Annotated in this window: 17 protein-coding genes; 11 read left to right on the top strand and 6 right to left on the bottom strand. The window is 50.3% G+C overall.

Annotated elements, in window-relative coordinates:
• Positions 1–276: 276 nt before the first annotated feature.
• Entirely contained in the window at positions 277–1,323 is a 1,047-nt protein-coding gene (locus tag EL29_RS07330) for a GntR family transcriptional regulator (RefSeq protein ID WP_028715160.1), read from the bottom strand.
• A gap of 284 nt (positions 1,324–1,607) precedes the next feature.
• Here EL29_RS07330 and EL29_RS23285 point away from each other — a divergent pair, with 284 nt between their 5' ends.
• From EL29_RS23285 to EL29_RS07280, 11 genes are all read left to right on the top strand, one after another.
• A complete protein-coding gene (locus tag EL29_RS23285) occupies positions 1,608–2,300 on the top strand; it encodes an amidase family protein (RefSeq protein ID WP_275100910.1) in 693 nt (230 codons plus the stop codon).
• Positions 2,200–2,985 (top strand): amidase family protein, encoded by a 786-nt coding sequence (locus EL29_RS23280; RefSeq protein ID WP_275100911.1) that lies wholly within the window; start codon positions 2,200–2,202, stop codon positions 2,983–2,985. The genes EL29_RS23285 and EL29_RS23280 overlap by 101 nt, the downstream gene beginning before the upstream one ends.
• Positions 2,986–3,004: 19 nt before the next feature.
• Positions 3,005–3,880: a polysaccharide deacetylase family protein gene (locus tag EL29_RS07320; RefSeq protein WP_013025811.1), complete on the top strand. Its 876-nt coding sequence runs from the start codon at positions 3,005–3,007 to the stop codon at positions 3,878–3,880.
• Positions 3,881–3,914: 34 nt separating this feature from the next.
• Positions 3,915–5,285, top strand: a complete 1,371-nt coding sequence (locus EL29_RS07315; RefSeq protein ID WP_028715158.1) for an MFS transporter — start codon at positions 3,915–3,917, stop codon at positions 5,283–5,285.
• Between the two features lie 9 nt (positions 5,286–5,294).
• Positions 5,295–6,068: an SDR family NAD(P)-dependent oxidoreductase gene (locus EL29_RS07310; RefSeq protein ID WP_028715157.1), complete on the top strand. Its 774-nt coding sequence runs from the start codon at positions 5,295–5,297 to the stop codon at positions 6,066–6,068.
• Positions 6,069–6,077: 9 nt separating this feature from the next.
• The gene (locus tag EL29_RS07305) at positions 6,078–6,824 is read left to right on the top strand and encodes an SDR family NAD(P)-dependent oxidoreductase (RefSeq protein WP_028715156.1); all 747 of its coding nucleotides are present in this window, start codon (positions 6,078–6,080) and stop codon (positions 6,822–6,824) included.
• Positions 6,825–6,834: 10 nt separating this feature from the next.
• Entirely contained in the window at positions 6,835–7,119 is a 285-nt protein-coding gene (locus EL29_RS07300; protein WP_028715155.1) for a hypothetical protein, read from the top strand.
• A gap of 23 nt (positions 7,120–7,142) precedes the next feature.
• On the top strand, positions 7,143–8,162 hold the full coding sequence (locus EL29_RS07295; RefSeq protein WP_014605819.1) for a CobW family GTP-binding protein: 1,020 nt from the start codon (positions 7,143–7,145) through the stop codon (positions 8,160–8,162).
• Between the two features lie 4 nt (positions 8,163–8,166).
• On the top strand, positions 8,167–9,363 hold the full coding sequence (locus EL29_RS07290; protein WP_028715154.1) for an ABC transporter substrate-binding protein: 1,197 nt from the start codon (positions 8,167–8,169) through the stop codon (positions 9,361–9,363).
• Positions 9,364–9,398: 35 nt separating this feature from the next.
• Positions 9,399–9,860 (top strand): NUDIX hydrolase, encoded by a 462-nt coding sequence (locus EL29_RS07285; protein ID WP_028715153.1) that lies wholly within the window; start codon positions 9,399–9,401, stop codon positions 9,858–9,860.
• 91 nt (positions 9,861–9,951) lie between these two features.
• Complete coding sequence (locus EL29_RS07280) at positions 9,952–10,206, top strand: hypothetical protein (protein ID WP_155270041.1); 255 nt, start codon at positions 9,952–9,954, stop codon at positions 10,204–10,206.
• Between the two features lie 751 nt (positions 10,207–10,957).
• On the opposite strand, the gene EL29_RS07275 is transcribed toward EL29_RS07280, so the two are convergent.
• The 5 genes from EL29_RS07275 to EL29_RS07255 form a co-directional block, all read right to left on the bottom strand.
• Complete coding sequence (locus tag EL29_RS07275) at positions 10,958–11,494, bottom strand: C40 family peptidase (protein WP_014593738.1); 537 nt, start codon at positions 11,492–11,494, stop codon at positions 10,958–10,960.
• Between the two features lie 298 nt (positions 11,495–11,792).
• Positions 11,793–13,217: a TolC family protein gene (locus EL29_RS07270; protein ID WP_028715152.1), complete on the bottom strand. Its 1,425-nt coding sequence runs from the start codon at positions 13,215–13,217 to the stop codon at positions 11,793–11,795.
• Positions 13,207–14,622: an HlyD family type I secretion periplasmic adaptor subunit gene (locus tag EL29_RS07265; RefSeq protein WP_014593736.1), complete on the bottom strand. Its 1,416-nt coding sequence runs from the start codon at positions 14,620–14,622 to the stop codon at positions 13,207–13,209. Before EL29_RS07265 ends, EL29_RS07270 begins: the two co-directional genes overlap by 11 nt.
• A 12-nt stretch (positions 14,623–14,634) precedes the next feature.
• On the bottom strand, positions 14,635–16,767 hold the full coding sequence (locus tag EL29_RS07260) for a type I secretion system permease/ATPase (RefSeq protein WP_050442526.1): 2,133 nt from the start codon (positions 16,765–16,767) through the stop codon (positions 14,635–14,637).
• Positions 16,768–16,876: 109 nt separating this feature from the next.
• The gene (locus EL29_RS07255) at positions 16,877–24,406 is read right to left on the bottom strand and encodes a glycoside hydrolase family 113 (protein WP_152548263.1); all 7,530 of its coding nucleotides are present in this window, start codon (positions 24,404–24,406) and stop codon (positions 16,877–16,879) included.
• Positions 24,407–24,422: the final 16 nt, after the last annotated feature.

Below are 24,422 nucleotides of genomic sequence, written 5' to 3'. Positions count from 1 at the left end.
CATGCTTCAGCTTTGTGCGTGTCTTATTTGTGCGTATCTTAGAAGAGCAAGATGGATTATATGCCAGCAATTACTTTACGTCTTCTTAACACTCGTGGCGTTCAGCGGCAGACAGCCGATCTGTCAATGCGAGAGGCTCGCGGCGGGGCTCACAGGAAAGCGATCCTGCGGCAGGCTGGCCGCATGCTCATCAGTCACGCGATTTTCGTCTGATAATTTATGATTAAACCTGATTAATGCGGCGCGTTTCGTTTTAGATTTTTTCGCTGGAAGGGCTTACTGACGCTCCATAAAGACCGGCAATTCAGGCACCGGTAACACGGATAAGACTTTCAGGCGCTGTAATGTTCTGACCTGCGCCCGCTCAAGGTGATCGCGCATACAGGCGGCCGCCAGTTCCCAGTTCCTTTTCAGTAAAAATTCATAGACCAGGCTGTGTTCATCCAGCATTGCGCTGTCGACAGGGATGCTGAGCCGCTCGTAGAAGATTCGGGTGACGATAAACGGCGATTGATTTTGCCGTAAAATTTGCATCATCAGCTTATTGCCCGCAGGCTCCAGGCTGCGAATGTGCAGATCTTCTTCCAGCATTTCGAGTTCCGCGGCATTAAGCTGTTTGCCCCGGCAGGTTTGCACGTTATCCAGCCGCGCGTTAAGCCAGGCAACACTTAACCGTTCGCCGGCTTTTCGTAATGCGGCCGGCTCCAGATGCGCCCTGATTTCAAAATGGTCAGCCAGTTCGCGCGCGGTTAACGGGCCTGTCAGCCACTGAGAATAGGGCTCTTTTTCTACCAGCCCCTTGTCGCGCAGGCGCATCAGGCTCTCGCGTATCACCGCGCGGCTGGTGTTATAGTGCTTCGCCGCGCCCGTTTCATCCACCTGGTAGCAGCCGAATACCATCGCGGTAGACAGGATCCCCTGCAGGTTTTCCAGCACTTTTTCACCCGTGCTGCGCGTATCAACCAGCCCGTCGCGCTGTTCAAGGCCGAACAGCTCGCGCGTCAGCGCAATGCGAACCGGCTCAACGTCCTCATTATCGCGCGCAACGATAAATCCCCGACCTTCAAAACGGGCAATCCAGCCTTCATCATGCAGCATGCTTAACGCCCGCCGGACGGGAACACGACTGGTGCCAAACAGCTGCGCCAGCGGACCCTCCAGCAGCACCAGCCCCGCAGGCACGCTATTCTGCTGAAAAACCTTCAGTAAAACCTGGCGAATACTTTCGTAACGCGCAGAGCCTGCATCGTCCATGTCCGTTCCCGTAACCTTGTTTTGCATTGTTTCATCTTCTGCTCTCCGTCCTGCCAGCCACATTAGCATATCTGACAGCACTCCCGGTGCAGGCTATCAACAGCACTGATGTAGTGCACCTTGCCCAATAATGGATCACTTTTAAATTAATACATTTAATGTCTGCGCGCAATTTCATCTGTGACGTGACGAAATACTCGAAAATGCGGCAAATAACCCCTTGATAACTCATCAAATTTAATTATAAGGATCGACATGATCACAATTATGCAACTTAACAGTGCTTTTTATGGCACCGTTATTGCTATCTTCAAATGTACATTGAAACGTAATATACATTTAAAGGTGATGCTGTGCAGGCCGAAAATGTTCGTCAGTTATTCATGGCTGGTCAGATTGATGCGCTGGGAATCAGTGCGCTCTATGCACAACAGCGCCTGTCGCCGCTGGCCTTTACCACAGCCTGTCTAAAAGCGGCTGAAAACGCGCCTTCCGTTTTCATCTCAATGACCGCCGCCCGTGCCCGCGAAGAGGCCGAAGCCTCAACGCTGCGCTGGCAAGCGTGCCGCCCGCTGAGCCCACTGGATGGTATTCCGGTGGCCTGGAAAGATCTGTTCGATATTCAGTCAAGCCAGACCTCCGCCGGGTCGGCTACGCGAAGCAATGTCCCTGTCGCACCACAGGATGCCGCGCTGGTGGCAAAGTGTTCGGCAGCAGGACTGGTGACGCTGGGTAAAACCAACCTGAGTGAATTCGCGTTTTCCGGCCTTGGACTCAATCCCAGTTTTGGTACGCCGGCCATCCGGGGCACTACGTCGCAGCTTTTTGCACCCGGAGGATCGTCCAGCGGCGCGGGACGGGCAATTGCAGAAGGTCTCGCCTGTATCGCCTTTGGCACCGACACTCGGCGGCTCAATACGGATTCCTGCCGCATTCAGCGGCACGATTGGCTATCGCGCCAGTCGCCAGCGCTATGTGACAACGGGCGTCTATCCTCTGGCGCACTCGCTGGACACGGTGGGGCCGCTATGCCGAAGCGTACGTGATGCTATTGCCCTGGATGACATTCTGTGCGGCGCGCAAAAAATGCGCTTTCCTGCGCCGCACTTTCGTGTCGACGAGGCCTTACTGGCCGCGTGCCAGCCGGCCGTGCGTGAGAACGCTTGTCGCCGAATAGCCCAGTTGACGGCCGCCGGGTTCAGAATTGATCACGCGCCACTTCAGGCCTTTAACCAGGCACTGGCCTGGATTGCCGATAAGGACTGGCCGGGTGGACGTGAGGCCTGGCTGCTGCATCGCGAACTGTTAGCCTCGCCTGACGCGGCATTGATGGATGCGCGCGTACGGGAACGCCTGCTTGCCGCCAGCCATCAGGATCCAGCGGTGCTTGAAACGTTTCTGGCGCAACGCAAGTCGTGGCAACAGGCACTGGCGGCAGAACTGGACGGGGCGGTGCTGATTACGCCTACCGTTGCCCACACCGCACCGGAACTGGCCCCCTTGATGCAAGACGACGATCTGTTTGTCCAGACCAATCTTGCCACGCTGCGGTTAACCATGCCAGGCAGTCTGCTGGATATGCCGGGAATCGCTTTGCCGACCGGCAAAGACGCAAACGGGCTGTATACCAGCCTGCTTTTTTCCCTTCCTGCTGGCGAGGATCGCCGGCTTCTTCACGCTGCCAGCACGGTCGCAGGCACGTTTACGGCAGACCATTCCGTCTGCGCTTAACTCCTTAGAGGAAAGACTCATGGCTAAAGAAATTTTGTGTGCATTTGGTGTTGATGTGGATGCGGTTGCGGGCTGGCTGGGTTCTTACGGCGGGGAAGACTCGCCGGATGATATCTCACGCGGACTGTTTGCCGGGGAGGTGGGTGCACCGCGCCTGCTGAAAATGTTTGCGGAACACCAGTTGCGTACAACCTGGTTTATCCCCGGTCACTCCATTGAAACCTTTCCTGAGCAGATGAAAGCGGTGGTGGACGCAGGGCATGAAATTGGCGTTCACGGTTACAGCCATGAAAACCCCATCGCCATGACACCCGCGCAGGAAGAAGCCGTACTGGACCGCAGCATTGAGCTGGTCACCCAGCTGTCCGGAAAACGTCCGACAGGCTATGTGGCGCCCTGGTGGGAATTCAGCAACGTGACCAACGAGCTGCTGCTGAAAAAGGGCATCAAATACGATCACAGTCTGATGCACAACGACTTTCATCCTTACTACGTTCGCGTCGGCGACAGCTGGACCAAAATTGATTACAGCCAGCATCCCGACAGCTGGATGAAGCCGCTGACGCGTGGTGAAGAGACTGATTTGGTCGAGATCCCCGCTAACTGGTATCTCGATGACCTGCCGCCAATGATGTTTATCAAAAAATCGCCAAACAGCCACGGCTTTGTGAACCCCCGTCATCTGGAAGAGATCTGGCGCGACCAGTTCGACTGGGTCTACCGCGAAAATGACTACGCCGTGTTTACCATGACCATCCATCCCGACGTTTCAGGTCGTCCGCAGGTGCTGCTGATGCTGGAACGTCTGATCAAGTACATCCAGAGCCACCAGGGTGTGCGATTTGTCACCTTCGACGAAATCGCAGATGACTTCTTAGCGCGCAAACCGCGTTAAGTTTCTTTCCTTTATCTTGCAGAGCGATCACGACATGAGCATCTACAAAAAAAAATCCGTTAACGGCTGGCAGCCACAGCAGTTAACCATCAGGGATGTGAAATTCGCCACATGGATTGCCTTCTTCGCCTGGATTTTTGCCGTTTACGACTTCATTCTTTTCGGCACGTTACTGCCTGAAATCGGCGGCCATTTTGGCTGGAGTGAAGTTGAGCAGTCGGAGATTGCCACCTGGGTCGCTTTCGGCGGGGCGGTCATCGCCCTGGCCATTGGGCCACTGGTCGACCGGCTGGGGCGTCGCATGGGCATCGTGATTACGGTGGGCGGCGCGGCGCTGTGCTCGCTGCTGACCGCAATCGGCGGCCTGTGGGGCAAGGGCGCGTTAACCGCTATTCGCTCCGTCGCTGGCCTGGGCTATGCAGAGCAGACGGTAAACGCCACCTATTTATCTGAGCTTTATACCGCACTCGACGATCCTAAACTCAACAAGCGCAAGGGCTTCGTTTACAGCCTGGTGCAGGGCGGATGGCCGGTGGGTGCGCTGGTCGCATCAGCCCTGACCGCGATTCTGCTGCCGATCATTGGCTGGCAGGGGAGCTTTATCTTCGCCGCGTTCCCCTCGCTGGTCATTGCGCTGCTGGCGCTCAGACTCAAAGAAACGCCACAGTTTGAAGTGCAGAAAAAAATCAAAACGCTGCGCGAGCAGGGCAAAGACAAGGATGCCCGTCAGGTGGCTGCCGACTATCTGGTGCCGTATGAAGATCAGCCTAAATCGGGTTTTGCTTCGGCGTTTCGTGGCACCGCCCTGCGTTCGACCTTAGTGCTCGGCATTGCCATTCTGCTGAACTGGTTCGCAATCCAGATCTTTAGCGTGCTGGGCACGACGGTCATCACCAAAACCCACGATGTGTCGTTCAATAACTCGCTGCTGATCCTGATTCTGTCGAATCTGGTGGGTTACTGCGGTTACCTGGCGCACGGCTGGCTCGGCGATCGGATTGGCCGCCGCAACACCATTGCCGGAGGCTGGATGCTGGGCGGTATTGCCTTTGCCGCCATGCTGTTCTGTCCGGACAACTTTGCCATCATCGTTGCGCTGTACAGCGTGGGTCTGTTCTTCCTGATCGGACCCTATGCCGCTGCCCTGTTTTTTATCAGTGAAAGCTTTCCTACCGCAATCCGCGCGACGGCGGGTGCCCTCATCATGGCGATGGGACCGGTCGGTGCCATCGTAGCCGGTATTGGTACTACCTCGGTGCTGAGTCAGGGCGGCCACTGGCAGGAAGCCGCTCTCTGGTTCGGTGCCGTACCCTGTTTTGTCTCCGGCATCATTATTCTGTTTGCACGACCGGCGGCGCAACTGGATACCCAGGTCAACGCCACCTCGACCCAGCCTCAGGCTTAAGGACAGCATATGCAGAATGAAAACGGAACGCCGGTCGCCGCTATCAGCGGTGCCGCCAGCGGCATTGGTCTGGCACTGGCCACGCTGTATGCGCAGCGTGGCGTGCGGGTGATTGCGGGTTATTACCCGCAGGATCCGCACGATCCGGCGCTGGCGTCAGCACAGGTTGAAGCCGCGGGCGGAGAGGCACTCTGGCTGCCGCTCAACGTTGGCTCCACCGCCTCCGTCGATGCATTTATCGCCCAGGGCGTTCAGCACTTTGGTCGGCTTGACTACGTGGTGGCTAACGCCGGCATTCTGCGCCGCGCAGGCATTGATGAGATGAGCGATTCGCGCTGGGATGAGATGCTGAATGTCGATCTGACGGGCGTGATGCGGCTGTTCCGCGCTGCCGCCGCGCATCTGCATTCCGGGGCCAGCCTGGTTGCCGTGTCATCGATTGCAGGCGGGGTTTATGGCTGGCAGGACCATGCTCATTACGCGGCGGCGAAAGCCGCCGTACCGGGCATTTGCCGGTCGCTGGCGGTGGAGCTGGCACCGCGCGGCGTCCGCTGTAACGCCATTATTCCCGGCCTGATCGAAACGCCGCAGTCGCTGGATAAACACAACTCGCTTGGCCCGGAAGGGCTGGCGAAAGCGGCGCACGCGATTCCCCTTGGGCGAGTCGGCCGGGCGGACGAGGTGGCAAAAACAATCGCGTTTCTCACCAGCGAAGAAAGCAGTTATCTCACCGGGCAAAGCCTGATTGTCGACGGCGGGCTGACCGTCCGCTGGCCTGATTAAGGAGAGAGTATGCAGTTAGCAAGCAAACGCTGCGTTGTCAGCGGGGCGGCCAGCGGAATCGGGGCCGCCATCGCTACGCTGTTCGCCCGCGAGGGCGCGCACCTGATACTGACCGATCGGAACAGTGAGCATCTGGAGGCCATGGTGACACGCTGTCGCGCCTTAGGTGTGCCCTGTTTTGGTGTGGTAGCGGATGTCGGGGAGGTCGACGGGGCCACGGCGGGCGTGGATGCCTGCCTGGAACGGTTCGATGGGATTGATATTCTGGTTAACAATGCCGGCCTGCTCACGCAGGCCCGCTGCACGGATATCACGCTGGCCATGTGGGAGCAGATGATGGCGGTGGATTTACGCAGCGTCTTTCTCGCCACCCAACGTGCGCTGCCTTCCATGCTGGCGCAGCGCTGGGGAAGGGTGATCAATATCGCCTCGCAACTGGGAATAAAGGGCGGCGCAGAACTGAGCCATTATGCCGCCGCCAAAGCGGGTGTGATTGGTTTTACCAAGTCTCTGGCGCTGGAAGTCTCTGCCGATAACGTGCTGGTGAACGCGATCGCGCCGGGGCCAATTGAAACCCCGCTGATCGATGGCATCAATCAGGCGTGGAAAACCGCCAAGGCCGCTGAGCTACCGCTGGGGCGTTTCGGCCGGGCAGAAGAAGTGGCACCGGTTGCGCTGCTGTTGGCCAGTGAGCCGGGCGGCAACTTGTTTGTCGGTCAGACGCTGGGGCCGAATTCTGGCGATGTAATGCCCTAAGGAGCACGCGATGTGTGGAATTTGCGGATTGCTGGATAATGGGCCGCAGTGGAGCGATGCGCTGGAAAACAATCTGCCCCAGCGTCAGCTCCGCCTGCAGCAGCTGGCGCTGCTTAACCGGGCGCTTAAGCCCTGGCGACTGAGCTTAACCGAGTTTCACACCAGTTGGGTGCTGTCCAGTCCGACGGGGCAGCAGGTCATGGTGAGCTCGCTGGACCTGCTGTGGAAAGAAGCCGAGAAGATGACCCGACGCACTCTCGATCCGCTGGATGAGACCTGGCTGGCGGCGCTTTGATGGCGAGTAACGGAGAGTCCGCGATGCGAAATGAAAAACTGCCGCTGCATATCCTGAGCGGCTTTCTCGGCAGTGGTAAAACCACGTTGCTGAAGGGCTGGCTGACGCACCAGAATCTTAACGATGTTGCGCTGCTGGTGAATGAGTTTGGCGAAGTCGGGATTGATCACCATCTGTTAAATGAAGTGGCACCGGATACGGTGCTGTTACCCAGCGGCTGCGTATGCTGCCAGATTCGCGGTGAACTGAAAACGGCGCTACTGGACCTCTACGAACGCCGTACGCGCGGCGAGCTACCACCGTTTAGTCAAGTGATACTCGAAACCACCGGGCTGGCCGATCCTGCGCCCATTCTGTCAACCTTGCTGCACGATCCGCAGCTTAAACACCATTTCAGTCAGGGCACGCTGGTGACGCTGGTCGATGCAGAGCACGCCCGTTTACAGTCGGCCCATCAGCCCGAATGGTTAGCCCAGGTGAGCGCGGCTGACAAACTGCTGCTCAGCAAATGCGATCGGATCGATCACGACGGTTTGCTCGCCCTCCAGACATGGCTTGGCGGTTTAAACCCCCTAGCGGAGCTGAGCGATACGCAACATGCGCTGGCCGAACCCGGGCAGTTATTCGCGCTTCGCCTCGCCAAAGGAACGCACGCACAGCGGTTTCGCTGGCTTGGTGCCGTGGGCGATGCCCGCTACAATCTGACTCCCGGACAAAAAACGCATCATCACCCTCTAACCCAGACCTGCGTGATCACTCTGGAAGACGAACTGAACTGGCCCGCGTTTGCTATCTGGCTGTCAATGCTGTTACATAGCCATGGGCAATCGGTCTTGAGAATGAAGGGCATTCTGCGTTTTAGCGGCACCAGTGCGCCGGTGGTGATTCACGGCGTTCAGCATACCTTGCATCCGCCCATACATATGAACGACTGGCCGGGGGATTTAGACACTTCCAAACTGGTTTTTATTCTGCGCGGACTCGACGCAGAGCGGCTGAAACAGGGATTTAACCGCTTCCAGCAGGCGTTAAAGGACAGGTAAAACGATGAATTCTGCAGCGAAGGTCAACGATCAACTCACTTTACGCGTGCTCGGGACCTCCGTCACGTTGCTCGAAATGCTACGCGTCAGCGCCGAGAAAGATCTGGGCATTCGCATTGAATATTTGCTGCACAGTGTGGAAGATGCGCAGCGCATTGCCGTCATGCAGCCTGAGAGCTATGACCTTTACGATCAGTGGTTTCACAATATTGATTTTGTCTGGCCCGCGCAGGCCATTCAGCCGCTGGAGATTAAACGACTCAAATACTGGGACGAGATCACCCCGCTGGCTAAAACCGGCAGGCTGCGTCCGGATCTGCCGCACGCTGACGGCAGCGTGCCCTCTGAACGGCTTTATGTGCAGCGCGACAGGCATCTGGGCAGCCATGCCAGCGATCACATCAGCATGTTGCCGCTGACGCACAACGTTGACAGCTTTGCCTATCACGCCGACAGGCTCCCGGCCGCGTTACAGCAGCAGGAGGAAAGCTGGGGATGGTTGTTGCATCCTTCACTAACGGGCCAGGTTGCCTTACAGGAAGATGCGGCAATGGGCGGCATCGATGCGGCGCTTGCCATGCAGGGCGCAGGTCTGGCGCGCTTTGCCAACACGGGCAATCTGACGCTCGAAGAGATCGACCTGCTGACGCAGCAACTGGCGCGCCTCAATCGTAACGGACATTTTGCGGCATTCTGGGCCTCCCAGGATGAAGCCTGCGATCTCATTGCCAATCAGCAGGTGGAAGTGCAGAGCCTGTGGGCGCCCATCTATTTCCGTCATCACTTTCATCAACGTGGCTATAAAATGGCACGTCCGCGTGAAGGCTACCGCGCCTGGTACGGCGGCATGTCGCTTTCGCGCTGCGCGACCGGCAGAATCAAAGACGCGGCCTACGACTATTTAAACTGGTGGCAGTCCGGCTGGCCTGGCGCAGTGATGGCGCGGCAGGGTTACTATATTTCCAACGCGGAACGCAGCCGGGCGCATCTGTCAGCTGCAGAGTGGGATTTCTGGTACGGCGGCCAGCCTGCGAGAGAGGTGCTACTGGATGCCTGGGGCGCACCGCTGATCCCCCAGGGTGAAGTGCGCGACGGTGGTAGCTACGACGCGCGCATGAGCCATATTGCCGTCTGGAACGCCGTCATGGATGAACATAACTACCTGACGCGCCGCTGGCAGGATTTTTTACGGGCCAGTTGAAGGACTGCGCCAAGCTAAAACAGAAGGAAGAAGGCATGCGTACGCGCCGCTCGGCCCGACTACTGATCCTCAATGCTTCGCATAACCTGTTGTTGTTTCGTTTTGTGCATACACAGGATGCACTCGCAGGCCATGCTTACTGGGCAACGCCGGGCGGCGGCGTAGAGGAGGGCGAATCCTTCGAGCAGGCGGCGCTCAGAGAACTTTATGAAGAAACCGGTATTCGCCGGAACGATCCTGGCCCGTCCCGAAGAGAGCGATGCTTTGTCATGACGCTGCCCTCGGGCGAACGCGTTCAGGCACATGAGCGTTTTTTTATCATTAATGTCTCGGGAGACGAGATTGATACCCTGGGTTGGAGTGAAAACGAAAAGTCGGTTATTGCCAGCTATCACTGGTGGTCGATTAGTGCACTTAATGCCACAACCGAAACGGTATATCCAGGCAATCTCGTAGAAATGTTGACCAGCATTGATTCAGATTCATCTGGGAAGTAGATTGATGTTTGTATTTGGTAGTTATACTTAAGATAAATTTATATGATGCCAGCCAGCCATCGAATGCAAAGCAATCAATTTCAGGACGAGTATGCTCAAATCAAAAGATTATTCCAAGGCAGAAGGTTACGCCAGCTTGGCCAAAGCTTTGGGAAACACCGCCACTAATGAACTGGTTTCCCACACTGTTAAGACTTCATCAGTCAACGATTTAGAGATGCCGGGAAATCTGTTAAAGCTCGAATGTGAAAATTCTGTGGAAAATTTGGCAACCTGGTGCACTAACTTTCATTTGGCAGCGTCAGTTTGGTTTGCAGGTAATCATGCAGCCCATGCAGCCTTATAAAAAAATTAAGATGCGACATGCCGGGACTCTGTGCATCTTCCATAAACACGCTTTCTCTATGCTAAGTGAATCTCGACAGAGCAGAGATGCTGATGCGCATTTCGAACCATGAACATGCGTCGCAAAAGTTCATCATCATTTAATCTCACTGAGTAAAGAGGAAAGTCGCAAAACGACAAAGCAGTTTTTTCGATTGTGGCCTGATGACGAAATGAATGAGATGTAGGTCATCAGGCAAACTTAAAGCCAGGGCGTAAAGAGACAGTAATGGCTTGGTATGCGAAAAAGACGGGCTAAACGGCCATATCAAAGTCTACCTGCAAAAGTGCGCATAATGTATATTATGTTAAATAAGGCATCCCGACACGTACCCGGTTACGCACCCGGCACCTCACCTGCGTCCCCTCTGGACCTGAAGCCCGTTAATCACCGGGCGCGCTACGTGAAAACTGGCGCACAGAACCCCTGCGGGTTATACAGAATTCACGTAGCGTTGCCTGTCAGGATCTGACAATTGCCCACTTTTAGCTGCACGGCAGCGTCATCACACTCTGTTGTTTACGCGTCATGCGCTTTGACCGTTCAGGCTGCTCTCGCGCGTACTCATCAGCAAGCAATCATAACAATGCGATAAGAATAATCATCCGCACGCAAACTGCCGCTGCACAGATTTCAGCACTGCGTTTTCAGCACTACAGCAGCACATTTTCCAGTTACGCTTAAGCCAGCAAATCGCTTTGCGTTCTTCGCGTCAACTTGTTCGGTTCAACGTCACCTGCGCGCCGTATTCACGCGTCAGCCGGCGCGACTGGTAATAAACGGATTTCCAGTATGGGTTATCCAGTGACGAACGAATCACGCCTTTGCTGGCCGAGGCATGAATAAACTGATGGTCTGTGTCATAGAAGCCGACATGCATACCACCGCCGATACGGAAAAACACCAAATCGCCCGGCTGTAAATGTTCCGGTGCTACGCGTACGCCCATATGCAGCAGATCGGCGGTAGTCACGCGGTCCATCGGCAGATTAAAGCGGTCATGCAAAGTACGCCAGACGTAACCAGAGCAGTCCACGCCCGACAGCTGCGTGCCGCCCCATTGGTATGGCGTATCATGCCAGGTGTGCATTTGGTCGTGAAGTGCAGCAACAATGGGAATTAAATCAGGATTTTGAGCTGAATCCGATGCGGAAACGTCCTCTGGAGCTTCGGGACGAGGATGATGGCTGCAGCCGGAAATCAGCAATATAAGGCCGGAAAGTAAAAAGAAAGATGTTCTACGCTTCATCGAGTGATCCGCACAGTAAAGATAAAGAGTCAGCAAAGTTAAGGGCTTTTATAACCTATTCAGAATCTTATAGAAACAACAGTAGTCTGGTTTACTGAAACTTACAATAGCAGGCTGCTTAGATTTTACTCATACTTTGATAGTTACATTTCCTCACATTCCGTTGCAGTTGTTCTTTGATTATTTACCTACCATACCCGCTGTTTATCTGAATACACATAATTAAAATAATAGACTCCAGGCCATAATATTTATAATCATCTAATAAGCGACTCTGCGACCTTAATAAATTCCTTTTTTAATTATTTAAACCAAGTACACCCAGTTTTCCGGCAAGTTCGAGCCTGCTGTAACGCCAGTCAGTCAGAGCCTGGATCTGCTGCTTCTCTGCATCAGCAAGAGATTTCTGGGCATTGAGCAATTCAATGATATTACCCACGCCATTCTCATAGCGATATTCTGCTACTGAATAGGACTTTCTGGTGTTATCGAAGAGGCTTTCAATTAATGGTAAATTATTTGTGTTAGCTTTAAGAGACTGAAAACTTTTCCATACATCAAGTTCAACGTTATGTCTTACTTCGGAGACAGCCCCCTGCTTCTGCTCAGCCTGAGCAAGACCTTCCTGGATTTTATATTCCCGAGTGAATCCCTCAAACAAAGGGACCGAGACCTGAATGCCTATGTATCTGTCATTGTGAGAGGAGTCAAGATAGGGTTGGCCTATTCCTGCGCTGACTTTCTGATTATCGCGGCTGGCTTTCCCTATGAGACTTAAAGTGGGCATTCCCTCAGCCCTCGTTTGATCGACCTCAGCTTCTGCTGCCTGTAACTGAGCCTGAGCCGCAAGCAGCGCCGGATGTATTTTAATTGCCTCATCGATTAATGCTGAAACTGATTCCTTAAATCTAAAATCAGGTTTTAGACCTTCCTGGACATTTGCCAGATTTATGTAACTGTCTGGGCGTAACCCCATATCGATAGCAATAACACCTAAATCATTCTCAAGCGTATTTTCTGCTTTCTCTTTCTCAGTTTTAGCCTGCAGCCAGGCCGTTCTTGCTTGTAATTCATCACCGACTGAAGCAGCACCATGCCCTTCTTTAGTTACAACCACCTCTACGCTCTTTGAGGCTATTCTTTCCATATCAGCCGCAGCAGCCAGGTTTCCAGCAGCAGCCTGTGCTGCATAATAATCTTTGGCGGTGGCTATCATCACAGACTGCAGAGTTTCCATATGACTGGCTTCAGCAGCAACGAGAAGAGCTTTCGCTTTGTGCAGAGCTGCTGAGCGGGCTCCAAAATCATAGAGCACCCAGTTTAAACTAAAGTCTGCAGAATAATTTGGCGATGAATTGACTGAGCCAAACTCCGGGTGCCCGGCAACATTTGTTTCAGAACGTTCGCTGATTTCTCTTCCGGACAAGGAGAAAGTTGGCAGGTATGCACCTTTAGCTGTGCCGACAGCGGCGCTTTCTGCCTTTATTTCAGCCCAGCTTTGTGCCGTTTTGGGGTTATTACATAAACTGCGCTCCAGTGCATCATTCAAAGCCAGTGGGCTTGGCAATGGACCAAACTCGCATATTGAGTTTCCATATACCGGTGCGGCCTGTGAGGAAGGAACATCAGCTTCAGTGTCAAATATATCAGAAGCATGATTTTTCACTGTATACAGGCCTGAGAGTATTAAGGCCATCACAGGCAATATTTTATTATCTTTCATGCAGACTCTCATTGCTCATTCTGATAAGCGGGTCGAAAAAGTATTGCCAGACATTTCTTTTTCCAGTTTTAATCTCAGCGGACACGGTCATGCCCGGCGTCAGTTTAATCCATCTACCTCCTGCCTCAATGCCACTTTTATCAAGGTGTACCCTGGCAGTAAAATTCAAGCCATGATTACGGTCCTGAACGGCGTCATTTGATACTGAAATTACATTCCCTTTGATATAGCCATAGTACGTGTAGGGAAAAGCATCAATTTTAACTGTGGCATTCTGCCCCTCTTTTATAAAACCAATGTCTTTATTCGCTATGTTAACTTCAACTTCCATCGCATCATCAGGTACGATTTCCATCACTTTCTGAGCACTGGTGACCACACCGCCTATCGTATGAACACTGAGTTGCTGAACTGTTCCACTTACAGGCGACACGAGATTGAGCAATTGCTTGCGTGTTTTAGCCTTAACTTCATCTTCGACGCTTTGTTTTAATTTTTGCTCAGCCTGTTCCAGAGCATCGAGCTGTTCCCGTCGGAATTGTGAACCTACTGAGGCTTTTTCTGCAATCTGCGCATCAATAGCAGCTTTGAGTTCATTAGCGTGACTGCGTTTGGCCGTAAGGTCATGCTCCTGCCCCAGCGCCGTCTGCTCTTTGTCAAGGTAGTCATTTCTTGCGACATAATGATCTTTGGCAAGCAGCTTATAACTGTTCGCCTGCTCTCTTGCCAACGGTGCCGTAGATTTTAAGCGTTCAATGTCCTGTAAAGTCGTGGCCAGTTCATCACGATGCTGTGTAAGCTCAGCATCCGCACGGTTAAGCTTATCTTTGTACTCCATGAAAATACCGTCAGCAAAACGGCTCGTGGCGTTAACATCGGCTTGTGAGAGTCCATCACTGACTTTCATCTCAGGGACATGACCAGAGATTTGCGCATCCAGTAAAGCTTTTGCCCTGATTATCGCCAGCATGGACTCCGCTCTTGACGCCTCGGTTTTAGTTAAATCGGCTTCTGCCTGTGTGGAATCCAGAACCATCAAAACGTTACCAGCATTTACACGTTGCCCGTCATCAACGTAAATATGGCGCACCACCCCCGTGATGGCAGGCTGAATTTCTTTTACTCTTGCATCCGGAATAACTTTACCCTTAGCCACAACGACAATATCTAACCTGCCAAAAAGCGAGATGCTGATAAGAACAAGTGTCAAAATAACGATGATCCTCATCGTCCAGTAGGGTGCCGGGTGAACAGGTGCTTCTGCCAGTTCTATATTTGCCGGCAAAAATGCAAGCTCATAAGACTGTCTTTCATAAGCGTTCAGTTGCTTACGCATTTTCCAGTTGGCAAGGAATACATCCTTGTAACGACGCAGCAACTCAGTTAAAGCTATTATCTTCAACATTGAATGTTCCTTTTAAGCATGCTGAAGGGAAACCAAGTGACTGTACAGACCGTTTTCTTCAATTAGTTGAGAATGGTTGCCCTGCTCTACTATCAGGCCTTTCTCCATAACTAAAATGGTGTCAGAATTTCTTACTGCAGTCAGTCGGTGAGCGATGATAATAACTGTTCGGCCCTGACATATGGCCTGCATGTTTTTGTGAATCACCCGTTCTGTTTCAAAATCGAGAGCGCTCGTTGCCTCATCGAAGATGAGAATTCGTGGGTTCGTAATCAACGCGCGTGCAATAGCAATACGCTGACGCTGGCCTCCTGACAGCCCACTTCCGTGTTCTCCGATTCGTGTGTCATAACCCTCAGACATTTCACTGATAAAATCATGAGCGCCAGCAAGTTTGGCGGCGTTTATAACTGATTCTAAAGATATGCCAGGATCAGCCAGCGCTATATTTTCACGAATTGATCTACCAAAAAGTATGTTTTCCTGAAGGACCACTCCAATTTGTCTGCGTAACCATGAGGGGTCAGCCAGGGCTACGTCGGTTCCATCGATCCAGACACGGCCAGATTCGGGAAGATAGAGACGCTGAATTAATTTAGTGAGCGTACTTTTTCCTGATCCTGAACGTCCGACAACGCCAATAACTTTTCCTGGCTCAATATCAAAAGAGATATTATTCAGAACTGCAGGTGCTTCAGGTTTATATCTGAACCTTACATTCTCAAAACGAATGGCACCCTTCAGAGAGGGCTGAGAATTCCGGCCTTGTAAGTTTTCTGTACGGGTATTGAGAATATCACCTAACCGTTGCATCGAAATGCCTACCTGCTGAAAATCCTGCCATAGCTGTGCCAGGCGCAGAATCGGCGCAGAGACGCGTTGAGACATCATATTGAAAGCTATCAGAGCGCCTACGGATAGTGCGCCCGATATGACCAGTTTCGCTCCTAAGAAAAGGGTTAAAATAGTGACTATTTTCCCAACAAACTGAACTAACTGCTGCCCAATATTTCCTAAATTACTGACACGAAATGATGCAGCAACATAACCAGCCAGTAAATTATCCCACTGACGAATAAACAAAGGCTCAACTGCAGATGATTTGACAGTTTCTATTGCGGAAACGGTTTCAACTAAAAATGACTGGTTATCAGCCCCACGCGCGTATTTTTCATTAAGACGTCGTCTGAAAGCCGGGATGATAACTGTTGTAATAATGACATAGACAGGTAAAGACAGCAGCACAATGAGTGTAAGCTTTATGCTGTAAAGGCACATCACGGCGACAAAAACCACCGAAAATATGCTGTCTATTATCGCTGTAAGGGCCTGACCGGTCAGGAAATTGCGGATATTCTCAAGCTCTTTTACGCGTGCGACAGTGTCACCAACCCGGCGCGTTGCGTAATACCCGACAGGTAACGCAAGTATATGTCGGAAAATACGCGAACCCAGTTCAACATCCATGCGGTTAGTGGTATGTGAGAAAACATAATTCCGCAGGCCAGTCAGTAAAACTTCAGCGATACCGCTGACCAACAGCCCTATACAGACCACATTAAGCGTTGAGAGAGCATTATTTACCAGCACTTTATCCATTACAACCTGGAACATAAGTGGTGATACAAGACCAAAGAGTTGTATGAGCGCAGAAACAAAAAAGACTTCTAATAAAATTTTCCTGTACTTGACTATCGCAGGCATAAACCACGTAAAATCGAATTTCGCCAGTTCACCCGTTAAAGATGCTCTGGAAGCAAACAGAAGAAAATCGCCATTGCAGCGCTGCCAGAGCACTTCTGAAAGGATGACTGTAGGTTTTCCAGCATCAGGCTCCAAAACCAATACCCTGTCCCCATCGCATGCCGTAACAATAAAATGGCGACCAAGCCGATCCAGAGCCAGTGCAGGAAAAGGTGTTTTAGCTAAACGTTCAGGCCGCACGGTAACTTTACGGGATTTAAGCCCCATTGTTCGCGCGGCAAGAATGAGGTCACCATCGGTAAGCTGTTTTTTACCTGAACCTGATAAATGTCTGATTTGTTGTGAATCAGCAGCGATTTTATGATACCTGGCTATTAAAACTAAAGCTTCGACACCCGAATCTTGTTCTACTTCTTTTTCCGTATAATGGTTTTCATTCATTTTTTTATTTGAGCTATAAGAGGAACTCATGGAATTACCTGAGTAATTTTACACTGTTGCAATCATATAAAGGCAGGCCTCTACCTGAGTAAAAGCCTGCAGCTAAACGTTAATTCCAGGCTGCGTCTAAGCTTGGTTTTAATTGCGTCATCTGATCCTGGCTAAGTGTCGTCTGACCCATTGCAGGTGGTGTCATCGTCGCCATTGCGTTAATTAAATTATCAAGCTGTGAATTAACCAGTGCATGGCCGTCGCCTGACTTTATTTGTAGTTGATTTGTTCCGCCTTCGAACCAGTTGTTAACATCAATTTCCTGGTGCGTACCTATAACGGATGCCACCAGGGTATTTCCACTCTGGCTGAACCAGAGCTGATCGGTACTTATACCATTCATGAACTGCAAGGCATCGTCCTGTGTTGCGTTTGCAATATTAAGTGACAGCGTACCTGTATTGTTCATGGAAACAATATCAGCCGACCCTGTTATTGTCAGCGAGTCACCATTACCGCTTACTGTCACAGTGTCCCCGCTCCCCTGAACGGATGTCTGTATCTGGTTGCCAGCCAGTGAAACAGCCGTCACCCCGCTGGTGACGATACTTGAATTATCACCCGTTACGATAATGCTATTGTTTTGACCGGATACGGATATCAACTGATTTTTACCATCAAGCATGACAGCATTGGAATCTCCTTTGATGACAACAGTATTGCTGTCACCCTCAAGTTTAATAACCGACTGGTTACCGGTGTAAGCCAGGGCGTTATTGTTGCTCTGGGTGTTAACAGCCATTGCTGTTCCTGACACCATAAGGGCCGAGTTATCATTACTGAGCGTAACAGAGGTAGCTGTACCGGCCTGCAGGACGTTACCTTTGCCACTCACATCAACGTTGTCAGTTGTTCCGTTTAACGTAACCAAATCATTGCCCGTCATGGTAACTGTATCCGTGTTTCCGTTAACGGTTAATGTGTCACCCAGTCCCATAAGCACGGAGTTGAAGTCACCATTAAGAATATTGCTGCTGGCAGCGGTCGCTGTTGAGCTTCCACCGTACCAGTGGTCGACAACATTCTGCGCAGGTTTCCCCTGGACGCTGAAATCATCTGCGGCTACACCTGACGGATTGGCTTCCCAGTTCCACAGATAAGCCCCCTCCATCCAGCTGCCTTGCCCACTCCATGCCTCAAAAAAGGCTTCAAGAGCACGTGTCTGTTGCTGGAAATCAACCCAGTGGAAGCCACTCCAGTCACCGTTTAAAGTATTTGTTCCATTTACGCTGCGATAACCGACTTCAGTAAGAAGAACAGGCTTTCCATAAGCAGTCGACAGCGAATGGTAAAAATCAATCGGAGACAAATTATTGAATAGTGATGCTGTAGAGCTATCGCCTGAAACACTGTTCCAGCCGGCAACCATTTGCGCCACGGTGGGATCGGTGATATCGGTCGGGGCCTCATAGGCATTCGCCCCAATAACGTCTACTTTGTTCCAGAAGCTGACACTACCGGTTTCATTCCATGCGGAAGCATAGGTAATGGGTCCGGTATAAACCTGCCGTACGGCGGATATAATATCATCCCAGTAATTTGTATAAGCACTTCCACTCATTGATGTCAGCTCTGTGCCTACACTGAACATACCCACGTGCGTTGCCTGTGCAATCGCCGCGTAGTGCAGAATAAACGTTTTGTAACTGGCAAAAAAATCGTCAACATTGGAAGGTTTCAGTAATGCCCTCCAGGTACCATCTTCAATATCGATATGCGGCTTCAGAAGCACCGACATCCCATCCGCCTGAGCCTGTCCGATTGCGAGCTCAAGATTGGCGTCGGATTCTGTCGCCGCAGTGGCTGCAATGCTGTCGCTTGTCACAGAATCCAGATACTGAGTCACCACAATTTGTGTTGAGTTAGCGCCGGTCTGTTGCATGGCTTTAAGTGATTCAGATGCATTGGCATACTGACCATTTGCAGAGGAGGTAAAACCAAATCCTTTAACCTGGAAACCACTGTTCACATTACTGTTTGACGAAACACTGTCCAGCGTAAGAGACGAGCTGGTCATCTGTAACACGTTACCCGTGCCGGAAATATCCAGTGAACCGTTCGAAGCCGCAGTAACAGTATTGTTGTTACCCGAGAGATTCAGGCTTGCTCCTGCCTCTAAAACAGCATTACCGCTGTTCATCAGAGCATACTGACCATTACCATCAACGGTAAGTTGCCCGCCATTACCGTTAAAGCCGACACCATTTTCACTACCTTTCAGCAAGACTGTGTCTGTTGACTGCGCATTAACCCAGTTATCTCCGCCATCGACTTCAACATTAGCAACTTTGCCCGCGGTGACTATGTTGCCATGGCCCTGAAGAATGAGTTGCGCATCGGCAGCAGCTATTACACTGCCATTTTCCATGACGACCGTCTGGCCCGTTCCCGTTAAGCTGACTTCTCCACCCGTTCCGTTAACGCTGACATTGTTGCCATTTCCGTTCATCTGGATACTGTCGCTGTTGCCGTTAGCCGTAAACGTATTGCCTGAGCCATTCAGCGTTATGTTACTCCAGTCTCCCTGAAGCGAAGCACTACTCCCTGCTCCGTTGAAATTTAATGAATAACCGCTGCCATTGATTGATATATTATCATTGTCACTCAGGACGACTTTATTTCCCCCGCCATTTAACCATGCCTGGGTATTGTTTTTAACTGATACAGCATTCCCGCTCGTATGGAGGTCGTCCTGGCTGCCATCCAGTGAAATTTCATCCCCCGAACCATTGGCATAAATAACGTTCTGCTGCCCATGAATATCAATATTATTCATATCACCATTGGCCGTGATGCTGTCGTTATTTCCTGAAACAACATTAAAAGAATGTCCGCCATTGGTCGTAAACGTATTTTGATTGCCTTTAACGGTGACTACCTCACGATCACCGTTAGCGACAACAGTGGACTGCTGTCCAGTGAGGTTAATGACAAAGTCACCGCCATTAATGGTGTCGTTATCTCTGTTTCCAAGCGTGACACTGTCATCGACGCCTGACAAGGTTGCCTGAGTATCATCAGAGACAGCAACAGTACCGTCTCCGATTGTCAGTTTACTGTTTTCACCCTGTAACAGGACAATATCACCTGGCCCGTTTGCCACAATATCGTCGTTTTCACCCTGCATCTGAATCCAGGTGGAAGGACCATTCGCTGTCAGCATATTGTTGTTGCCGACAACAGTAACAACAGCTTTTGCACCGTTCAGTGTGATGGTGTTATTTACACCTTTAACGATAGCCACTTCTTTATCACCATTGGCAGTGATATATGATGCGCTTCCTTCTGCAAGCAATGTTGAGCCGCCACCGTTAACAGTGATTAAGTCTGCATTACCAATATGAACAGCATCATTATTGCCGTTGAGAGTGAGCTGGCTGGCATCAGACAAAACTATTTGTGCACCGCCTGTAGCCAGGCTGTCATTCTGTCCGGATATTTCCACATTGCTGTGTTGTCCATTTGCAGTAAAGTTATCATTATTTCCTGATACAAATACTGTTTCGTTGTCGCCGTTACTCGTGACAGACGAATTATCTGCCTGCAGATAGAAATTGTATTCACCGCCGTTTGCTGTGAGTGTTTCATTATTACCTATAGCAACCGTATCATTACCACCATTGATGATCAGTGAATCATTGTCTGCGAGTATGGCAGTACCGCCGGACAGCGTTACGTCCTCTCCCTGGCCTTTAATATAGACAGTGTCTCCCTTTCCGTTCGCAGCAAGTGTGTTGCTGTTTCCTTCAACGAAAAATTTCGCGTTGTCACCATTAACGGTTAAGCTGTTGGTATCACCTTCCGTTGTCATCACAGCTCTTCCGCCATTCATGACAAGGGTGTTTTTACTGCCTTTGGTGATGATGTTGTTTCCATCACCATTAGCAATAATTTGGGAGGCAGTCCCGTTTGTGGTGATCGAAAAGCCGCTTCCGTTTACCTGCAGGTTTTCATTACTGCCTGCACGGACAACACCCACACTGCCTTTGACTGTACCCTGACTGTCATTTGCAAAAAATACGCTGCCACCACCAACATTAGCCGTGTCAGCCTGACCATCCATAACGACCACGTCACCACTGCCGTTCGCCCATACGGTATCGTTATTTCCGGTAATCAGAATCTGATTGTTGTTACCATTTGCTGTAAGCGTTGATGAATTACCCTGTATAGCAGAAGTGAAACTGTTGCCGTTCGTTGTGACATTATCATTGTTTCCAAGGCCAACAATATTTGACAGCCCGTTGACCACAGCCTGAGTACTGTTTGCTGTCAGTAATGTACTGTTACTGGTAGTGGCACTGTTATTTGCTCCGTTAATAACAATAATATTTTTATCACCATTAGCAGTAATACTGTTCCCGGATCCCCCTATCGTGACAACTTCAGTGTTGCCATTGGTGGTAATTGCAGAGCCATTACCTTCGAAAGCTAATGCAAAATTTCCACCATTAATTGTACCGCTGTCGCTGTTATGGACAGTTACTGAATTATTGGTACCATTGATATTTACTTTAGTATTGTCATTCAAAACGATACCATTATGCCTTGAGTCGGCGGAAATTCGCGACATAATTGCCGTGTTATCATTACTGGCAACCTGCTGAATCTGACTGGGAGTGCTTGACGCATTAGCGCCGTCTGGCAAGCTTCCGTTATCAATCACGCTATATGCAGAGCTGTTAAACGCCCCATCGATCATGTTCAGAATCTGTTGCCAGACGGGATTGACGGTACCGTTCCATCCTGGCGTAGCGTTACTGCTACCCTGAGCGAAGTTTACGTTTTCAATCGGTTCGATACTGCCATTGCTGAATATCACCGTCGCGACACCAGATACCTGATTGCCTTGCGCATTGACTGACAGTGTTTCGTTTTGCAGACGAATAGACTGAATTCCAAGCTGTGAAAGTGTGTAAGCCTGTGCCTGAGCACTGCCGTTACCTGTCGGATCAGCAAGCACGCGCAACTGGTTAAAGACCACATCAGAGGCATCAATCACGCCGTCTTTGTTAAGGTCATAGCTGGCCAATACTGCCATTGCATCCCCGGCACCGTTAACCAGGGAAGGATTAATTATTTGTGTTCCAGCCGACGTCACGATTGCGAGAACGCCGGTGTCCGAGCCGATCCAGCCCGAAGTTGACGACTGACCAGCAATGTTTACGACTGCATGCGACAGGTTTAGCGGGATAAGCTGTATCGGATGCCCGTCAAGACTCATGACTAATGGATCGCCACCACCACCACCACCGCCGTCACCACCATCACCACCGCCGTCACTACCGCCGTCGCTACTACCACCGTCGCCATCGTCACCACCACTGCTGTGGTTGTAATTATCGCTACCTGAATCTCCATTATCTCCTGTATCGCCGTTATCTCCACTGTCTCCAGCTGAGGTATCGCCATTACCATCGTCTCCTGAACCGTCTCCTGAACCATCCGCGCTCCCGTCATCGTCGCCATCATCGCCTGGGTCACCCGCCAGACCGCCATAAAGATCACTTGTTACCACATCTGGTATTTGCGCATCGAAGGAATATTGCGAAGCGTCAGAAATCCAGTTTCCAACGGCCAGGCTTTCAGTTTGAAGTGAGTCAGCAGTAAAGTTAGTGAAGGAGTCTGATGTTGCTGCGCCATTGAGTAAGGTATCTGAAAAAGAAGGCACTGAAACAAAGCTAGGAACAGTAAGATTTGCGGTGTCAAAATTAAGCTGGGCTCCTGCTGCCCCCCAACTATCTCCACTGGGAGTATAAGAGGAGCTGCCCAGGCCTGTGGGTGCTGTATCAAGTAGCGTTAAATTCAATGCACCGGCCGCATTCCAGCTAGCGAACCTGTCTGTCTCAGAAGTCCAGCTTAAATCAAATTCTTTATCATAATTAACTTGTTCGGAAGTACCATCTGAATAATTGAATTCTGTTTTAGTTAATTCTCCAGTTCCAAAGGCCTGGGAGAAAGTTTCTGTCATTGAAACAACATTGCCTCCAGGTGAACCATAGAGTGTATTACTGGAGGTACCATCTACATTATTAACAAGAGACGACGTTAGGTGTCCTGTGTCATTCAGACCACTATACTGGTTCATCACCATAGTCCAGTTCCCTTCGGTTCTGTCAATAACAGTATCCTCCGAAGTACCGTCCGGGTTATTAACCAGCGATTCGGTTAAATTTCCTTGTGCGTTAAGACCCAAATAACTATTCGTTGTGGTGGTATTACCACTGTAATTTGTTTCTGTAGATGTGCCATCCAGATTATTTGTCAATGTACTAAGGAGAGTGCCCGTTTCGTTTTCACCACTATATTTACTGGTCACGGTGCTCCAGTTACCAGTGGATTCGTTATAGACGGTCGTTTCCGATGTGCCGTCGAAGTTGTTTATTTTTGTTTCTGTGATCTGATTGGTATTATTAGCATCACCGTAAATATTAAATTTATTAGTATCAGTCCCTGTTATACTGTTCCCCGTTCCGACAATTGTTCCTGTGGAGTCATCGCCCATGAAAGCACTGTTGTTATTTCCAAAGACTGAAACGTTATCTGATGAACCACCTGTTATTACATTGCCGTTACCTATAATGTTGACTTCAGCATCAGATTCTAGATTAATAACAGAGTTATTAGCTGTAATATCAAGCCTTCCAGATGAGGATGAGATAGTAGCTGCCGAATTATTACCAACCAAAGTTGCAAAGCTTGTATTTCCATCCGAAGTAGAATAAGAGTATGTATTGCTTTTTTCGGATGTCATTGAGGTATTTACACTACTGCCATTTCCGAGATTAAATGTATCGTTACCAGTTTCTCCAGTAATGTTAACAGTTATACCACTGTCAACATTAAGCTGAACGTTTTTTAATTCACTAAATGCCGCTATTGTTGCATCATCTCCATCACCTTTTGTAATATTTATAATGGTTTCAGGGAGAGATTCTTTGGACACGGTATTATTGAAGGCATCACTGCGCGTTGCATCGCCCGGATCTGCCGCTGAAAACCAGTTTTCCATGTTCTCAGAAGCAGTTAAAGAATCACTCCATGTAAGTGAAATACCGTTAGTTACGATTGATTGTCCCGATAAGAAACCTCCGAATTGGCGTAATAGGCTGGTACCAAACTGATTTGCGATGTCGTAAATACGCTGTATAGATTCAGGTTCTGAAGCTATTTGCGAATAAATATCGTCATTAGTAATATCAAGGAGATTGGTAGTTGTGTGAACTAATTGCGCTTCATAATTGTTAAGCAAATTATCCATGATCTGCTTACCAGCAGTAGTTGCCAGAGCAGCTTGTAGCTGTTCGCTTAATGCTGTTTTAACGTCATTACCAAGAGTACCTCTTTGGGATAGTTGGTCAATTTGAGTGTCAGTAAAGCCCATGGACCTTAGCGCGTCCTCTGCAAGATCATTGTTTCTAACATCAAATTGATACAATCCGAAAGAATAAGAACTATATCCACCTGCCCAGTTAAACTCGTTTAAGACTGATGGTCTCGAACCATCTTCTGTAGCAAAAGCCGTCGTTCGATATTGTTTGAGTTGGTCAATGAGAGTTTGTTTATCAATAAATTCACTTGCAGACATGATCGTTTCCTTATAT

It is taken from the genome of Pantoea ananatis LMG 2665 (genome assembly GCF_000710035.2).
GTDB lineage: Bacteria > Pseudomonadota > Gammaproteobacteria > Enterobacterales > Enterobacteriaceae > Pantoea > Pantoea ananatis.
Note: the sequence above shows the minus strand (reverse complement) of the source record. Positions and strands in the feature narration are given on the sequence as shown.

Coding starts and splice junctions, on each gene's coding strand:
- EL29_RS07330 (WP_028715160.1), bottom strand. CDS start 1,323: ATGCTAATGTGGCTGGCAGGACGGAGAGCAGAAGATGAAACAATGCAA.
- EL29_RS07320 (WP_013025811.1), top strand. CDS start 3,005: ATGGCTAAAGAAATTTTGTGTGCATTTGGTGTTGATGTGGATGCGGTT.
- EL29_RS07315 (WP_028715158.1), top strand. CDS start 3,915: ATGAGCATCTACAAAAAAAAATCCGTTAACGGCTGGCAGCCACAGCAG.
- EL29_RS07310 (WP_028715157.1), top strand. CDS start 5,295: ATGCAGAATGAAAACGGAACGCCGGTCGCCGCTATCAGCGGTGCCGCC.
- EL29_RS07305 (WP_028715156.1), top strand. CDS start 6,078: ATGCAGTTAGCAAGCAAACGCTGCGTTGTCAGCGGGGCGGCCAGCGGA.
- EL29_RS07300 (WP_028715155.1), top strand. CDS start 6,835: ATGTGTGGAATTTGCGGATTGCTGGATAATGGGCCGCAGTGGAGCGAT.
- EL29_RS07295 (WP_014605819.1), top strand. CDS start 7,143: ATGCGAAATGAAAAACTGCCGCTGCATATCCTGAGCGGCTTTCTCGGC.
- EL29_RS07290 (WP_028715154.1), top strand. CDS start 8,167: ATGAATTCTGCAGCGAAGGTCAACGATCAACTCACTTTACGCGTGCTC.
- EL29_RS07285 (WP_028715153.1), top strand. CDS start 9,399: ATGCGTACGCGCCGCTCGGCCCGACTACTGATCCTCAATGCTTCGCAT.
- EL29_RS07280 (WP_155270041.1), top strand. CDS start 9,952: ATGCTCAAATCAAAAGATTATTCCAAGGCAGAAGGTTACGCCAGCTTG.
- EL29_RS07275 (WP_014593738.1), bottom strand. CDS start 11,494: ATGAAGCGTAGAACATCTTTCTTTTTACTTTCCGGCCTTATATTGCTG.
- EL29_RS07270 (WP_028715152.1), bottom strand. CDS start 13,217: ATGAAAGATAATAAAATATTGCCTGTGATGGCCTTAATACTCTCAGGC.
- EL29_RS07265 (WP_014593736.1), bottom strand. CDS start 14,622: ATGTTGAAGATAATAGCTTTAACTGAGTTGCTGCGTCGTTACAAGGAT.
- EL29_RS07260 (WP_050442526.1), bottom strand. CDS start 16,767: ATGAATGAAAACCATTATACGGAAAAAGAAGTAGAACAAGATTCGGGT.
- EL29_RS07255 (WP_152548263.1), bottom strand. CDS start 24,406: ATGTCTGCAAGTGAATTTATTGATAAACAAACTCTCATTGACCAACTC.